The sequence below is a fragment of the Enterobacter mori LMG 25706 genome (assembly GCF_000211415.1).
Lineage (GTDB): Bacteria > Pseudomonadota > Gammaproteobacteria > Enterobacterales > Enterobacteriaceae > Enterobacter > Enterobacter mori.
The window spans coordinates 22,101-36,888 of sequence record NZ_GL890783.1 but is presented as its reverse complement, the minus strand read 5'-3'; the positions used below and the strand labels follow the sequence as shown (position 1 = coordinate 36,888).

The following is a 14,788-nucleotide window of genomic DNA, read 5'->3' as shown; positions in this document are numbered from 1 at the left end:
AAGGAGAATTATCATGAGCTTTATGTTGGCGCTTCCAAAAATCAGCCTGCACGGCGCGGGCGCAATCGGCGATATGGTCAACCTGGTGGCGAGCAAGCAGTGGGGAAAGGCGCTGGTTGTCACCGACGGTCAGCTGGTAAAACTCGGCCTGCTCGACAGCCTGTTTAACGCGCTGGATGCCCATCAGATGTCGTATCACCTGTTCGATGAGGTGTTCCCGAACCCGACGGAGGCGCTGGTGCAGAAAGGCTATGCGGCATATCAGGACGCGGAGTGTGATTACGTGATTGCCTTCGGCGGCGGCAGCCCGATTGATACCGCCAAGGCGATCAAAATCCTCACCGCCAATCCCGGTCCGTCAACCGATTACTCCGGCGTCGGTAAAGTGAAAAACGCGGGCGTGCCGCTGGTGGCGATCAACGCCACCGCAGGCACGGCGGCGGAGATGACCAGCAACGCGGTGATCATCGACTCCGCGCGGCAGGTGAAAGAGGTGATCATCGATCCGAACATCATCCCGGATATCGCCGTGGACGATGCCAGCGTGATGCTCGATATTCCCGCCTCCGTGACCGCCGCAACCGGCATGGATGCGTTGACTCATGCGATTGAAGCCTACGTGTCCGTCGGCGCGCACCCGCTCACTGATGCCAACGCGCTGGAAGCGATTCACCTGATCAACCTGTGGCTGCCGAAAGCGGTCGAGGACGGTCATCACCTTGAAGCGCGTGAGCAGATGGCGTTTGGTCAGTATCTGGCGGGCATGGCGTTTAACAGTGCGGGCCTTGGCCTTGTGCATGCTTTGGCGCACCAGCCGGGCGCGACGCACAACCTGCCGCACGGCGTATGCAACGCCATCCTGCTGCCGATCATCGAAAACTTTAACCGTCCGCACGCGGTCGCACGTTTCGCCCGCGTGGCGCAGGCGATGGGCGTCGATACGCAGGGGATGAGAGACGAAGCCGCCAGCATGTCGGCCATTCAGGCGATTCGCGACCTGAGCGCTCGCGTCGGTATTCCGTCTGGCTTCAGTCAGCTCGGCGTGACCAAAGCGGACATCGAAGGCTGGCTGGATAAAGCCCTCGCCGACCCGTGCGCGCCGTGCAACCCGCGCACCGCCAGCCGCGATGAGGTCCGCGAGCTGTACCTGGAGGCACTATGATCCGCAAAGCCTTTGTGATGCAGGTAAACCCGGACGCGCACGAGGAGTACGCGCGCCGCCACAACCCTATCTGGCCCGAGCTGGAAGCGGTGCTGAAAGCCCACGGCGCGCACCACTACGCCATCTATCTCGACAAAGCCCGCAACCTGCTGTTTGCAACCGTGGAGATTGAATCGGAGGAGCGCTGGAACGCGGTAGCGAATACCGACGTCTGCCAGCGCTGGTGGAAGCATATGGGTGACGTTATGCCGTCTAACCCGGATAACAGCCCGGTGAGTGCGGAGCTGGAAGAGGGGTTTTACCTGGACTGATGTGTTAACGCTGCTGCCCCCGAGGCGGCAGCAATCTCCCGCCTGCCACTCAGCGTAAACGCCGACACCACCGTGATCGCCAGCACGAAGCAGCCCAGTATCAGGTACGTCTCCTGGAAGCCAATCCGGTCATACATATTCCCAGCAAAGGCGGAGAGAAAAATCGCCGCCGACTGTTTGGCAAACTGGAAGCCAATCAGGTAGATGGTGGCCGAAAGCCGCGTATCAAACACGCCGGTGATGTACTTGAATGCGCCCACCAGCAGGAACGGGACCTCCAGCGCGTGCAGCATTTTGAGGGCAATCACCTCCACGGCGGTGGTGGCGAACGACGAGCCGATAATGCGCGTCGCCATAATCACCCCGGCGATCAGCAGCGTGTTTTTCGCGCCGATGCGGTTAATGATCCACGGCGAGCAGAACATGATGATGGCGTTACAGATTTCCCCCGCCGTGGTGGCAAAGCCAAAGGCGCGGGTGCCTTCCTGCGGCGTAGCGAAGAAGGTTTTAAAGAAGGTGGCAAACTGCTGGTCAAAAACGTCATACACGCAGGCCACGCCAATCACGTACAGAATGAACATCCACATTCTGCGCTGGCGGAACAGGTTGAACACGGTTTTGGCAGTGATCTGCGGCTGGTTTGCGCCCAGGGCGTTCATTACCTGCGCCGTCTGGTTGGGCTTCGGCTTCGCAACGACCAGCAGCAGCATCAGCAACAGCGCTGCTCCCGAGCCCATCCAGAAAACGTACGACGGATCGATGCCAAAAAGGATGCCGCCCGTTGAGGCGCACAGCCCCCAGCCGAGACAGCCGAACATGCGCGCCTTACCGTATTCGAAGAAGCTGTTGCGGCTCACGCGCTCGATGTAGGCCTCAATTGCCCCCGATCCCGCCGAGAAGACAAAGCCGATATACAGCCCGCCGCTCAGCGCGCCCAGCCAGATATTGGTTTTCAGCAGCGGCGCGAAGACGTACAGGAAGAACGGCGCGAACAGAAACAGCAGCACCGCGATGATCCACAGCAGGTGTTTTTTCAGCCCAAGCTTGTCCGAAATCACCCCCAGCACCGGCTGGAAGGCGATGGCCGACAGCGAGATGCAGGAGAAGACAATCCCGGTATGGGTTTTATTCAGGCCGATGATGTCCGACAGCCAGATCGGCAGGAACGGAAAGCAGGTGGCCATGATGAAGAAGTAGAGAAAGAAGAACAGCCCGAAGATCCAGAAGTTAGGGTTGTCTTTGTGGGTACAGGTTGTTGTGTTCATTATTTTTATCCTCAACGGAGGGCCGGCTGCCCGGCCCTTCAACCTTACACGCGTTCGACGCCAATCAAAATGGCGCTCTCCGGGTCCAGAATCGGCAGCGCAATACCCGCCTGCATCAGCCACTCGCCGCTCACCGTTTGCGGCGCTTCCATCCACGAAGGCAGCTTGCGCATGGTGTGTCCACCCTCACCCGTAATCTGGATGTTCGGGTGATCGAGCAGCGTGATGCGGTACTGCGCGCTGGCGTCTAACCCCGGCATGCGCAGCGGCATCATCAGGGTGTAATCCGGCATCGCAAGCTGGCTGACCATAAACAGCCCCTGCGCTTTGTCTTGGCTCACAATACCCTGTGCCAGGGTGGTAGCGTCCGGCATATCAATACGCCACTGGGTACCATGGTGGATCACCTCGCGCCACTGTTTGTGCAGCGCGGCGTAGTGCCGATAGCCTTCGCGTTCATCTTCATCGACGGTAAGCGGATCCAGCTCCAACCCCATATGGCCAAACAGGGCCGTCAGCCCGCGAAACTGGATGCTATGCTGGCGGAAGGTGGCGTGGCATTTATGATGACCGATATGCGCGCCCATCACCTCCGGCGGGAAGAAGTAGCTCATGCCGCGCTGGATGGTGCTGCGCTCCAGGGCGTCGTTGTTGTCGGACGCCCAGAAGCGGTGGCTGCGGGTCAGCACTTCGTAATCAATACGCCCGCCACCCGACGAGCAGGATTCAAACTCAATGTGCGGGAAGCGCTCACCCAGCACGTCCAGCAGGCGGTAAAACTGGCGGGTCTGCGCGTCGGCGGCGGCTTTACCCTTGTGTCCCGGCTGCACCAGCTCGCGGTTCATGTCCCACTTCACGTAGTCGACCGCGTGCTCGCCCAGCAGCCAGCTCATGCGCTCCACGAGGTAGTCAAAGGCTTCCGGGATGTTCAGGTTGAGCACCAGCTGATGACGCCCGGTCGCCTGGGCGTAGCCCGGCAGCGCCAGCACCCAGTCAGGGTGCGCGCGGTACAGATCGGAGTCCGGGTTGATCATCTCGGGCTCAACCCAGATGCCAAACTCCATGCCGAGCCGTTTGACGTGGTCGATCACCGGCGTCAGGCCGTTCGGGTATTTTTTTTCGTCCAGATACCAGTCGCCCAGCGCGGCATGGTCGTCGTTGCGGCCTTTGAACCAGCCGTCGTCGATAATAAAGCGTTCCACCCCAAGCGCCGCGGCCTCGTCGGCCATGCGCATGATGTAGTCCGGGTCGTGATTGAAGTAGATCCCTTCCCAGGTATTGAGGTGCACCGGGCGCGGTTTGTCGCCCGGGAAGCGGATAACGTTGTCGCGCAGGTAGCGGTGGAACTGCTGGCTCATGCCGTTCAGGCCCCGCGTGGAGTAGCTGGCATACAGGCGCGGCGTCCAAAGCGTGTCTCCCTCTTCAACCGCCATCTCTCCCGGCAGGTAGAGCGCTTCGGCCTGAAGGTAGCGACGACCATCGGTTTTCGCTTCCGCGCGCAGGCGATGGTTGCCGCTCCAGCCCAGATGCACGCCCCAGACGTCGCCCTGCATTTCGCTAAACGACGACGTACCGGCAATCAGCGCCGGGAAGTGCTCGTGGGAGGTTTTACCCCGGCGGTTTTCAATCACGAAGCTGTCATGTTCAAGCCTGACGCGGTGCGGCTGAAATTCTCTGATCCAGCGTCCGTGGAAGGCCATCACCTCCTGCGCGCGCTCAGCCACCGGCAGCGTGACGGCGAAACGGTCCACCTGCCACGGCAGCGCTTTCAGATTGGTCAGGCCGTGACGCACGACCAGCACACCGCTGGCGTCCAGCGCCAGCTCGCTGGTCAGGCGCAGACCCGCATGTTCATCTTCAGCGGTAATCGTCAGGGTGTTTAACGCCTGCTGCACCTGCGTAGTTTTGAACACCGGGGAGCCGTCCAGCCCCTGACGATGCCCCTCAATGCCCGGCGAGCCAAACAGGCCGTGCCCCAGCTCCGCCATCAGCGTGACCGGGGAGTCGACATCCAGCCTGCCGTTCGCGACCGGGCGCGCAATGCTCAGCACATCGTGTGGCGAAAAGTGCTGAAGGTGCGGCCCCCAGTAGAGAATTTCGGCGAACGGGTGGGTTTTAACCACCACGTCTACCGTATTGCTTTCGAGTCGAAAAATGGAATCTTGCATCAGACATCTCCTGTCGTCGGGATGTCCTGAGTGTTGATCCGAAACGTTTCGGATACAAACCAAAACGTTTCGGTTCTGTGATCGGGTTTGGAATTTTAGTGGGTTTAGGCCGTCTGGCCCGGAGAGAATTCAGGCTGCCAGAGCACCTGAAGCTGCTCGATATCGTCGCCGTTAATCAGTTGGCGCACCATATTGGCAATCTGTTTTCCGACGCCCTGACGGGTGGACTGAATGACTGACGCTACGTCGATATCGACAATGCTGTCCTGCGGCAGGCCGTCGTAGACCACCAGCGAGACGGGGGTGTCGCCGGATAAGCGCCCCATCTGCGCCAGCGCCATCGCCGCGCCGTCGCCGTGGGTATTGCAGTCGGTAATGATGGCCGTGGGCGGCTGCGGCAGAGCGAGAAGCTCTTTGGTGGTGGCATACCCCACGCGGCGCGACGGCGGCATGGCGCGCAGCCATTCGCTGGAAAGCCCGGCTTCTCGCAGGGCATCGAGAAAGCCCTGACGACGCTGGGTAATAAACGCCTGATTGTTGCTTTCACCCAGCAGCGCGATGCGCTGATGGCCTTTCTCGATCAGCCAGCGGGTAGCCTGATGCGTACCGGCGTAGTTGTCGAAGTCAAACCACGCGTACGGCTGCGGGAGGTGGCTGCGCCCGAGCGCGAGGAAAGGAAAACCGGCGGCCTGAAGCTGCTCAAGACGGGGATCGTGGTCCAGCGTGTGCGCTACGATCAGCGCATCCACGCGGCGGCTCTGCACCATGCGCATGTAGCTGTGCTTATCGGCCAAATCATCATCGGCAATCAGCAGTAAATCGATCTCATGTCGCGCCAGTTCGTGGCTAATTTCGCCGACCATGTCCATAAAAACGCTATTATTGAGCGGAACGGGATGCACGGGGAACACCAGCCCGACGGCGTCGATTTTGCCCATCTTGAGGCGGCGGGCGAAGGTGTTAGGTCGGTAGCCACGGCGCTGAGCCTCTGCTTCCACGCGAGCGCGCGTCTCGGCGGAGACGTCGTCATATCCGTTGAGTGCGCGGCTGACGGTGGTGACTGACAGCCCCAGTTCTTTGGCAATGGCTTTAAGCGACATGAGTTTCCGTATCTCTGTTAGTTCTGTTCCGCCACCAGCAGCGCGTGCGTATCTGGCTCCAGCGCCTTAAAGATATGCGGCAGATCGGCGGGATAACAGATGTAATCCCCCGGGCCGAGTTCTTCCGCTGCGTCGATCAGGCCGACTAACGCGCGCCCCTGCGTCACAATAATATGTTCAACGGACCCCGGCGGATGCGGCTGGGATATACGATCTGCGCCCGGCTGGGTGAGCAGCAGATAGATGTCGCGCCGCGCGCCCGGCGGACACGCCGCCAGCAAAATAGCTTCATAGTTAGCCTGCCCGGCAACGACCTTCGTTCCCTCTCCACGGCGGATGACCTGTGTTGTCGTCTGCTGTGGTTCCAGCAGGCGGGCGAAAGGGATATCCAGCGCCACGCAAAGCGACCACAGCGTCTCCAGGCTCGGGTTACCGTTACCGGACTCCAGTTGGGAAAGCGTGGATTTGGCGATCCCGGCACGACGGGCAATTTCCGCCAGTGAAAGCCCGGTTCGCAGGCGTTCTCGCACCAGGCTTTTAGCGATCACGCTGATTGGCTGCGTCATAAAACGGCCCTTTTTGTTCTATAAATCGAACGAATCGTTCGCCTTGAAAAACACCTCTGTTGCGTTCATTATAATGGATACACGTTCGATATGGCTAAAATTGTATGAAGCATCATCTCTCCTGCCTGAAAGGCGACACGATCAAAGCAATCATCCTGGTTTGCCTCGCGGTGGGCGTAGTCGGGATGTCCTACGGCTCGCTGGCGATGGCCTACGGTTTCCCGCTGTGGGTGCCGTTTGTGCTCTCCCTTACCGTGCTGGCGGGCGCATCGGAATTTATGTTTATCGGCATCGTGGCGAGCGGTGGGAACCCGCTAGCCGCAGCTGCAGCCGGATTACTGGTGAACGCCCGCCACGTGCCGTTTGGCGTGACGGTGCGGGAACTGGTGGGCAAGCGCGGCCTGAGCTTTTTGGGCTGCCACATCATGAACGATGAAAGCGTAGTGTTCGGCCTGTCGCAGAAAACCCCAGAACAGCGTAAAGCGGCCTACTGGCTGTGCGGTTTGGGCGTGGCAATCATCTGGCCGCTGGGCGCGCTGCTGGGTGCCATGGTCGGCAAACTGCTGCCAGACCCAGAAACCATTGGGCTGGATGCGGTATTTCCCGCCATTTTGCTGGCGTTAGTGGTGCCTGCGTTTAAAAACCGCACCACGCTAATCCGCGCCTGCAGCGGTGCCGTATTGTCGCTGGCCGCCGTGCCGTTTGCCCCGGTGGGCCTGCCGGTGCTGCTCTCCTTACTGGGCCTTGCCGCGAGGAAAAAATAATGGAAAACATGACGGTCTTTATTCTCGGCATCGCGATCCTGTCTGCGGGAACGTATTTGATGCGCCTCGGCGGGGCAAAACTGGGCAGCAGGCTGGCATTGTCAGAGCGTTCACAGGCGCTGCTGTCAGATGCGGCAACGGTATTGTTGTTTTCGGTGGCGCTGGCAACCACATTTTATGAAGGCGAACATTTCGCCGGGATGGCGCGGGTGCTGGGCGTGGCGTTTGCGGTGTTTTTGGCCTGGCGGAAGATGCCGTTAATTGTGGTGATCGTTGCGGCTGCGGTAGTGACGGCGCTGCTGCGTCTGGCGGGCGTAAACTAAAAAAGCGCCCCGGAGGCGCTCTTTCGACGGTGTGACACGCTTATTTGGTCAGTTCAGCGGTCATGTGTACGCGGTTACCGCTGAATGCCTGGGTAATTTTGTACGATGATGCACCTGCTTCCTGAGCCTGTGCAGCAATTTTGGCTTCTGCACCGTCCAGCGTAGAGGCGGAAGCGGTTACTGTCTGCGCAGCGAAAGAACCGAAAGAAGCAGCCAGAGCGATTACAGCGACAAAAGTTTTGATGCTTTTCATGAGATAAACCCTTTCATTAAGTTGTTTAGGTAAGGCACCGTGCCTTGATGAGATAAATACTAGACCTCATACCATTCAACTAAAAGCGGAAGGATTTGCTATTCTCTTTCAAAATTACTGATTAACAATTAGTCGCTGTGAGTGCGTGTAAATCGTCGCCCTTCCAGGCTTGCAGAACCCTACCAGCGTCAGGTTACAGCGTTCTGCCACTTCTACCGCCAGCGTCGTTGCCGCTGAGACCGCAAACAGAATTTCCACGCCGCACATGGCGGCTTTCTGCACCATCTCGTAGCTGGCGCGGCTGGAAACGAGCGCTGCTCCCTGCTGCCAGACGTCATTTTCACGCGCGCGGCGACCGAGCAACTTATCCAGCGCCACGTGGCGGCCCACGTCTTCGTGACCACCGATAATGTCGCCCGATGGCAGAACCCACGCCGCCGCGTGCGTACAGCCGCTCAGCTGACCGATGGGCTGTACATGGTTGAGGTGTTCCAGTGCCTTATCGAGGTTGGCGAGGTTAAACGTCTGGGTAAACGGCAGTGGCGTAACGGGCTTGCCGATATCGTTGAGCTGCTCAACACCGCACACGCCGCAGCCGGTGCGTCCGGCCAGCGCGCGCCGACGCTCTTTTAATCCCATAAAGCGGCGGCTGGAAAGCTCGATTTGCACTTCAAGGCCGTTACACGCCTTCACCACGTCCATGCCGTAGATCTCCTGCGGGTGGTCGATGATGCCTTCCGAGAGGGAAAAACCCGATGGCGAACAGCTCAAGATCTTTCGGCGAAGCCATCATCACCACGTGCGAGATACCGTTGTAAACGAGCGCAACGGGCACCTCTTCCGCCAGAAAATCGGGTGTGGCATGGGTAATGTGGGGCGGTCTGTGTACCACCCGTTCCACAACGCCCGCAGGCAGTGGTGACGGGTGGGTAGCACGGTTTTGTTTAGACACGACGGTATTCCTGAACAACCACGGAGGTGAGCCTGCTATTGCATCACAAACAACAGGGCTTAGGCATAGTATGGATCAACTTTTCAGCATCAAGTTTACCTACTCACTTGTGAGAGGTGCAACAAAACGCATGCTACACCCCTTTAACATGCGGGGTTAATAATGTGATTGATATCACACTTTATAGTCAACAGGGTGATAATACGTTCACTTTGTTTTAACGCCATTGGAACAGTCGTACCGACATTGTGGTATTCTGATGATATCCCTCGTGGAATTGAGGGATTAACGCAAATTTTTCTCCTTTGCGGTCAATTCTCAACCGCGAAGTTAAAACTACATATGTAAGCAATGTCGAAACAAGGAGTGACCCATGCAGGTCAGCAGAAGGCAGTTCTTTAAGATCTGCGCTGGCGGTATGGCAGGCACCACGGCAGCGGCACTGGGCTTTGCGCCCGGCGTAGCGCTGGCGGAAACGCGGCAGTATAAACTGCTGCGCACCCGTGAAACCCGTAATACCTGTACGTACTGCTCTGTCGGTTGCGGGCTGTTGATGTATAGCCTCGGCGACGGTGCTAAAAACGCCAAAGCGTCTATTTTCCATATCGAAGGCGACCCGGATCATCCGGTCAACCGCGGCGCATTGTGCCCCAAAGGGGCCGGCCTGGTGGACTTTATCCACTCCGAAAGCCGCCTCAAATTCCCAGAATACCGCGCGCCTGGCTCCGACAAATGGCAGCAAATCAGCTGGGAAGAGGCGTTCGACCGCATCGCAAAACATATTAAAGAAGACCGCGATGCCAACTTTGTTGAGAAGAACGCCGACGGCGTCACGGTCAACCGCTGGCTCTCCACCGGGATGCTGTGTGCCTCTGCTTCCAGCAACGAAACCGGTTATTTAACCCAGAAATTTACGCGCGCACTCGGTATGCTCGCGGTCGACAACCAGGCGCGTGTCTGACACGGACCAACGGTAGCAAGTCTTGCTCCAACATTTGGTCGCGGTGCGATGACCAACCACTGGGTCGACATCAAGAACGCCAACCTCATTGTGGTGATGGGCGGTAACGCCGCTGAAGCGCACCCTGTCGGGTTCCGCTGGGCGATGGAAGCCAAAATCCACAACGGTGCGAAACTGATTGTGATCGATCCCCGCTTTACGCGTACTGCGTCAGTGGCGGATTTCTACACCCCTATTCGTTCAGGTACTGACATCACTTTCCTGTCAGGCGTATTGCTGTACCTGATGACCAACGAAAAATATAACCGCGAATACACCGAAGCCTATACCAACGCCAGCCTGATCGTGCGTGAGGATTACCACTTCGAAGATGGCCTGTTCAGCGGTTACGACGCCGAGAAACGCAAATACGACAAAACCAGCTGGAACTACGAGCTGGACGAGAAAGGCTTTGCGAAGCGCGACACCACCCTGCAACACCCGCGCTGCGTGTGGAACCTGCTGAAAGAGCACGTTTCCCGCTACACGCCGGAGGTTGTCGAAAACATCTGCGGTACGCCGAAGGCGGACTTCCTGAAGGTGTGCGAGCTTATCGCCGAGACCAGCGCGAAAGACAAAACCGCGTCGTTCCTGTATGCCCTCGGCTGGACGCAGCACTCCATCGGTGCACAGAACATCCGTACCATGGCGATGGTTCAGCTCCTGCTCGGCAACATGGGGATGGCAGGCGGCGGCGTGAACGCCCTGCGCGGTCACTCCAACATTCAGGGTCTGACCGACCTCGGCCTGCTGTCTCAAAGCCTGCCGGGTTACATGAACCTGCCAAGCGAGAAACAGACCGACCTGCAAATCTACCTGACGGCCAGCACGCCTAAACCGCTGCTCGAAGGCCAGGTAAACTACTGGGGCAACTATCCGAAGTTCTTCGTCTCAATGATGAAAGCCTTCTTCGGCGACAAAGCGACGGCTGAAAACAGCTGGGGCTTTGACTGGCTGCCGAAGTGGGACAAAGGGTACGACGTTCTGCAGTATTTCGAGATGATGCACCAGGGCAAAGTGAACGGCTATCTGTGCCAGGGCTTTAACCCGGTTGCCTCGTTCCCGAACAAGAACAAGGTTGTTGAGTCCCTGTCGAAGCTGAAGTTCCTGGTGACGATTGACCCGCTCAATACCGAGACCTCGACCTTCTGGCAGAACCACGGTGAATCGAACGACGTCGATCCATCGAAGATTCAGACCGAAGTGTTCCGTCTGCCATCGACCTGCTTCGCGGAAGAGAACGGTTCTATCGTCAACTCCGGACGCTGGCTGCAGTGGCACTGGAAAGGCGCGGACGCCCCGGGCATCGCCATGAACGACGGCGAGATCCTGGCCGGTATCTTCTTACGCCTGCGTAAGATGTATGCGGCAGAAGGCGGCGCGAACCCGGAACCGGTGCTGAACATGAGCTGGAACTACTCGACGCCGGAAAACCCTGCGCCAGAAGAAGTGGCGATGGAGAGCAACGGTAAGGCGCTGGCGGACGTTATCGACCCGGCCACCGGTACCGTGCTGGCGAAGAAAGGCGATCAGCTCAGCACCTTCGCACACCTGCGCGATGACGGCACAACCTCCAGCGGTTGCTGGATCTTTGCCGGTAGCTGGACGCCGAAAGGCAACCAGATGGCCAACCGCGATAACGCCGACCCGTCGGGCCTCGGCAATACGCTGGGCTGGGCATGGGCGTGGCCGCTCAACCGCCGCATCCTCTATAACCGCGCATCCGCTGACCCGCAGGGTAACCCGTGGGATCCGAAGCGTCAGCTTCTGAAGTGGGACGGCGCGAAATGGGGCGGCGTGGATATTCCGGACTACAGCACTGCCGCACCGGGCAGCGATGTTGGGCCGTTTATCATGCAGCCAGAAGGGATGGGACGCCTGTTTGCTATCGATAAGATGGCGGAAGGTCCGTTCCCGGAACACTATGAGCCGTTTGAGACGCCGCTGGGCACCAACCCGCTGCACCCGAACGTGGTCTCTAACCCGGCAGCCCGTATCTTTAAGGGCGATTTCGACGCGCTGGGTAAAAAAGACAAGTTCCCGTACGTGGGCACCACCTACCGTCTGACCGAGCACTTCCACTACTGGACCAAGCACGCGTTGCTTAACGCCATCGCGCAGCCGGAACAGTTTGTGGAGATCGGCGAGAAGCTGGCGGGCAAGCTCGGCATCGCCCATGGCGATACCGTGAAGGTCTCCTCTAACCGCGGCTATATCAAAGCCAAGGCGGTGGTGACCAAGCGTATTCGCACGCTGAACGTTCACGGTCAGCAGGTAGATACCATCGGTATTCCGATCCACTGGGGCTATGAGGGCGTGGCGAAGAAAGGGTTCATTGCGAACACCCTGACGCCGTTCGTCGGCGATGCGAACACGCAGACGCCGGAGTTTAAGGCCTTCCTCGTGAACGTGGAAAAGGTGTAACGGAGACGACTTATGGCTTATCAATCTCAAGACATTATCCGTCGTTCCGCGACAAACAGTTTCACGCCCGCGCCTCAGGCGCGGGACCACCAGCAGGAAGTGGCGAAGCTCATCGACGTGACCACCTGTATCGGCTGTAAAGCCTGTCAGGTGGCCTGTTCAGAGTGGAACGATCTGCGTGACGAAGTGGGTCACAACGTCGGGGTGTACGACAACCCGGCGGACCTGACCGCCAAGTCCTGGACGGTGATGCGTTTCTCGGAAGTGGAGCAGAACGACAAACTGGAATGGCTTATCCGCAAAGACGGTTGTATGCACTGTGCGGATCCGGGCTGCCTGAAGGCATGTCCGTCAGAAGGGGCTATCATTCAGTATGCTAACGGCATCGTCGACTTCCAGTCCGAGCAGTGTATCGGCTGCGGCTACTGCATCGCGGGCTGTCCGTTCGACGTACCGCGCCTGAACCCGGAAGACAACCGCGTCTACAAATGCACGCTGTGCGTTGACCGCGTCACCGTCGGCCAGGAGCCCGCGTGCGTGAAGACCTGCCCAACCGGCGCTATCCACTTTGGCTCCAAAGAGGATATGAAAACGCTGGCGGCAGAGCGCGTGGGCGAGCTGAAAACCCGTGGTTACGACAACGCGGGCCTGTACGATCCGGCCGGGGTTGGCGGTACGCACGTGATGTACGTGCTGCACCACGCCGACAAGCCGAACCTGTATCACGGCCTGCCGGAGAACCCGGAAATCAGCGCCACCGTGAAGTTCTGGAAAGGCATCTGGAAACCGCTGGCAGCGGTAGGTTTTGCTGCCACCTTCGCAGCGAGCATCTTCCACTACGTCGGCGTTGGTCCGAACCGTGCGGAAGAGGAAGACGACAACCTGCATGAAGAGAAAGACGAGGTGCGCAAATGAGAAAACGTGACACCATCGTGCGCTACACCGCGCCGGAACGCATCAACCACTGGGTCACCGCCTTCTGCTTCATGCTGGCGGCGATAAGCGGGCTGGGGTTCTTCTTCCCGTCCTTCAACTGGCTGATGCAGGTACTGGGCACGCCGCAGCTGGCGCGCATCCTTCACCCGTTTGTGGGTGTGGTGATGTTTGCCTCGTTTATCATCATGTTTTTCCGCTACTGGCACCATAACCTAATCAATCGGGATGATATCTTTTGGGCGAAGAATATTCGTAAGATCGTCGTCAACGAGGAAGTAGGTGATACCGGGCGTTATAACTTCGGCCAGAAATGCGTATTCTGGGCGGCGATTATCTTCCTGGTCCTGTTGCTGGTCAGCGGCGTGATCATCTGGCGTCCGTACTTTGCGCCTGCTTTCTCAATCCCGGTGATCCGATTCGCGCTGATGCTGCATTCATTTGCCGCAGTGGCGTTAATTGTGGTTATCATGGTGCATATCTACGCCGCCCTTTGGGTGAAAGGCACCATTACCGCGATGGTGGAAGGATGGGTAACCAGTACGTGGGCGAAGAAACATCACCCACGCTGGTACCGTGAAGTCCGCCAGAAACAGGAAAAGTCATCTGAATGAGTATTCGCATAATCCCGCAAGATGAGCTGGGGTCGAGCGAGAAACGCACGGCGGATTATATTCCGCCGTTGTTATTCCCCAGACTCAAGAACCTCTACAACCGCCGCGCAGAGCGTCTGCGCGAGCTGGCAGAGAATAACCCGCTGGGCGATTTTCTGCGCTTTGCTGCGCTGGTTGCCCACGCGCAGGAAGTGGTGCTGTACGACCACCCGCTGCAAATGGACCTGACCGCGCGCATCAAAGAAGCCAACGCGCAGGGCAAGCCGCCGCTGGACATTCACGTCCTGCCGCGCGACAAGCACTGGCAAAAGCTTCTGCATTCGCTGATTGCCGAGCTGAAGCCGGAGATGAGCGGTACCGCGCTGGCGGTTATCGAGAATCTGGAAAAAGCCTCTGACCTGGAGCTGGAAGAGATGGCGAGCGCGCTGTTTGCCTCTGACTTCTCTCTGGTCAGCAGTGATAAAGCGCCGTTTATCTGGGCCGCGCTGTCGCTCTACTGGGCGCAAATGGCAAGCCTGATACCGGGCAAAGCCCGCGCCGAATACGGTGAAGCGCGTCAGTTCTGCCCGGTCTGCGGGTCAATGCCGGTCTCCAGCATGGTGCAAATCGGTACCACTCAGGGGCTGCGCTACCTGCACTGCAACCTGTGTGAAACCGAGTGGCACGTGGTGCGCATCAAGTGCAGCAACTGCGAGCAGACCCGTGATCTGAACTACTGGTCGCTGGAAAATGAAGAAGCGGCGGTGAAAGCGGAAAGCTGCGGCGACTGCGGAACCTACCTGAAGATTCTGTATCAGGAAAAAGACCCGAAAGTCGAAGCGGTGGCCGACGATCTCGCCTCGCTGATTCTGGACGCGAAGATGGAGCAGGAGGGCTTTGCCCGCAGCTCGATTAACCCGTTCCTGTTCCCGGGTGAAGGGGAGTAATCTCCTGTGAGAGTGCCGGGCGGCGCA

Annotated in this window: 13 protein-coding genes and 1 pseudogene; 8 read left to right on the top strand and 6 right to left on the bottom strand. The window is 58.6% G+C overall.

Annotated elements, in window-relative coordinates:
* Positions 1–13: 13 nt before the first annotated feature.
* Both fucO and rhaM read left to right on the top strand, forming a co-directional pair.
* Positions 14–1,162: a lactaldehyde reductase gene (gene fucO, locus ENTMO_RS0123270; RefSeq protein ID WP_010436881.1), complete on the top strand. Its 1,149-nt coding sequence runs from the start codon at positions 14–16 to the stop codon at positions 1,160–1,162.
* Positions 1,159–1,473, top strand: a complete 315-nt coding sequence (rhaM, locus tag ENTMO_RS0123265) for an L-rhamnose mutarotase (protein WP_010436878.1) — start codon at positions 1,159–1,161, stop codon at positions 1,471–1,473. The genes fucO and rhaM overlap by 4 nt, the downstream gene beginning before the upstream one ends.
* On the opposite strand, the gene ENTMO_RS0123260 is transcribed toward rhaM, so the two are convergent.
* From ENTMO_RS0123260 to ENTMO_RS0123245, 4 genes are all read right to left on the bottom strand, one after another.
* Entirely contained in the window at positions 1,461–2,738 is a 1,278-nt protein-coding gene (locus ENTMO_RS0123260; RefSeq protein WP_010436876.1) for an MFS transporter, read from the bottom strand. The genes rhaM and ENTMO_RS0123260 overlap by 13 nt on opposite strands.
* Before the next feature lie 44 nt (positions 2,739–2,782).
* Positions 2,783–4,906, bottom strand: coding sequence for an alpha-galactosidase (locus ENTMO_RS0123255; protein ID WP_010436874.1), 2,124 nt, complete (start codon positions 4,904–4,906; stop codon positions 2,783–2,785).
* Between the two features lie 104 nt (positions 4,907–5,010).
* Positions 5,011–6,006: a LacI family DNA-binding transcriptional regulator gene (locus tag ENTMO_RS0123250; RefSeq protein ID WP_010436872.1), complete on the bottom strand. Its 996-nt coding sequence runs from the start codon at positions 6,004–6,006 to the stop codon at positions 5,011–5,013.
* Between the two features lie 17 nt (positions 6,007–6,023).
* Positions 6,024–6,572, bottom strand: a complete 549-nt coding sequence (locus ENTMO_RS0123245) for a helix-turn-helix domain-containing protein (protein ID WP_010436871.1) — start codon at positions 6,570–6,572, stop codon at positions 6,024–6,026.
* 104 nt (positions 6,573–6,676) lie between these two features.
* Here ENTMO_RS0123245 and ENTMO_RS0123240 point away from each other — a divergent pair, with 104 nt between their 5' ends.
* The gene (locus tag ENTMO_RS0123240) at positions 6,677–7,336 is read left to right on the top strand and encodes an AzlC family ABC transporter permease (protein WP_010436869.1); all 660 of its coding nucleotides are present in this window, start codon (positions 6,677–6,679) and stop codon (positions 7,334–7,336) included.
* Entirely contained in the window at positions 7,336–7,659 is a 324-nt protein-coding gene (locus ENTMO_RS0123235) for an AzlD domain-containing protein (protein WP_010436867.1), read from the top strand. Before ENTMO_RS0123240 ends, ENTMO_RS0123235 begins: the two co-directional genes overlap by 1 nt.
* Positions 7,660–7,699: 40 nt before the next feature.
* Here ENTMO_RS0123235 and ENTMO_RS0123230 read toward each other — a convergent pair whose 3' ends face one another.
* Together ENTMO_RS0123230 and fdhD are read right to left on the bottom strand one after the other, a co-directional pair.
* On the bottom strand, positions 7,700–7,912 hold the full coding sequence (locus ENTMO_RS0123230; RefSeq protein ID WP_010436865.1) for a YdgH/BhsA/McbA family protein: 213 nt from the start codon (positions 7,910–7,912) through the stop codon (positions 7,700–7,702).
* Between the two features lie 114 nt (positions 7,913–8,026).
* Positions 8,027–8,813: pseudogene (gene fdhD, locus ENTMO_RS24490) on the bottom strand (formate dehydrogenase accessory sulfurtransferase FdhD).
* A 424-nt stretch (positions 8,814–9,237) separates the two neighbouring features.
* Between fdhD and fdnG the strand changes: the two are divergent.
* From fdnG to fdhE, 4 genes are read left to right on the top strand one after another with little or no spacing between them, the layout of a single operon-like run.
* Positions 9,238–12,288 carry a formate dehydrogenase-N subunit alpha gene (fdnG, locus tag ENTMO_RS0123215; RefSeq protein WP_085928930.1) on the top strand — a complete coding sequence of 1,017 codons (3,051 nt, stop codon included), beginning with the start codon at positions 9,238–9,240 and terminating at the stop codon, positions 12,286–12,288.
* A gap of 12 nt (positions 12,289–12,300) precedes the next feature.
* Complete coding sequence (fdxH, locus tag ENTMO_RS0123210; RefSeq protein WP_010436855.1) at positions 12,301–13,203, top strand: formate dehydrogenase subunit beta; 903 nt, start codon at positions 12,301–12,303, stop codon at positions 13,201–13,203.
* Positions 13,200–13,835 (top strand): formate dehydrogenase cytochrome b556 subunit, encoded by a 636-nt coding sequence (gene fdoI, locus ENTMO_RS0123205; protein WP_010436852.1) that lies wholly within the window; start codon positions 13,200–13,202, stop codon positions 13,833–13,835. Before fdxH ends, fdoI begins: the two co-directional genes overlap by 4 nt.
* Positions 13,832–14,761 (top strand): formate dehydrogenase accessory protein FdhE, encoded by a 930-nt coding sequence (gene fdhE / locus ENTMO_RS0123200; RefSeq protein WP_010436850.1) that lies wholly within the window; start codon positions 13,832–13,834, stop codon positions 14,759–14,761. Before fdoI ends, fdhE begins: the two co-directional genes overlap by 4 nt.
* Positions 14,762–14,788 lie beyond the last annotated feature (27 nt).

What these genes read in the sequence shown, in the direction of transcription:
- fucO (WP_010436881.1), top strand. Translation starts at nt 14, where the DNA reads ATGAGCTTTATGTTGGCGCTTCCAAAAATCAGCCTGCACGGCGCGGGC.
- rhaM (WP_010436878.1), top strand. Translation starts at nt 1,159, where the DNA reads ATGATCCGCAAAGCCTTTGTGATGCAGGTAAACCCGGACGCGCACGAG.
- ENTMO_RS0123260 (WP_010436876.1), bottom strand. Translation starts at nt 2,738, where the DNA reads ATGAACACAACAACCTGTACCCACAAAGACAACCCTAACTTCTGGATC.
- ENTMO_RS0123255 (WP_010436874.1), bottom strand. Translation starts at nt 4,906, where the DNA reads ATGCAAGATTCCATTTTTCGACTCGAAAGCAATACGGTAGACGTGGTG.
- ENTMO_RS0123250 (WP_010436872.1), bottom strand. Translation starts at nt 6,006, where the DNA reads ATGTCGCTTAAAGCCATTGCCAAAGAACTGGGGCTGTCAGTCACCACC.
- ENTMO_RS0123245 (WP_010436871.1), bottom strand. Translation starts at nt 6,572, where the DNA reads ATGACGCAGCCAATCAGCGTGATCGCTAAAAGCCTGGTGCGAGAACGC.
- ENTMO_RS0123240 (WP_010436869.1), top strand. Translation starts at nt 6,677, where the DNA reads ATGAAGCATCATCTCTCCTGCCTGAAAGGCGACACGATCAAAGCAATC.
- ENTMO_RS0123235 (WP_010436867.1), top strand. Translation starts at nt 7,336, where the DNA reads ATGGAAAACATGACGGTCTTTATTCTCGGCATCGCGATCCTGTCTGCG.
- ENTMO_RS0123230 (WP_010436865.1), bottom strand. Translation starts at nt 7,912, where the DNA reads ATGAAAAGCATCAAAACTTTTGTCGCTGTAATCGCTCTGGCTGCTTCT.
- fdxH (WP_010436855.1), top strand. Translation starts at nt 12,301, where the DNA reads ATGGCTTATCAATCTCAAGACATTATCCGTCGTTCCGCGACAAACAGT.
- fdoI (WP_010436852.1), top strand. Translation starts at nt 13,200, where the DNA reads ATGAGAAAACGTGACACCATCGTGCGCTACACCGCGCCGGAACGCATC.
- fdhE (WP_010436850.1), top strand. Translation starts at nt 13,832, where the DNA reads ATGAGTATTCGCATAATCCCGCAAGATGAGCTGGGGTCGAGCGAGAAA.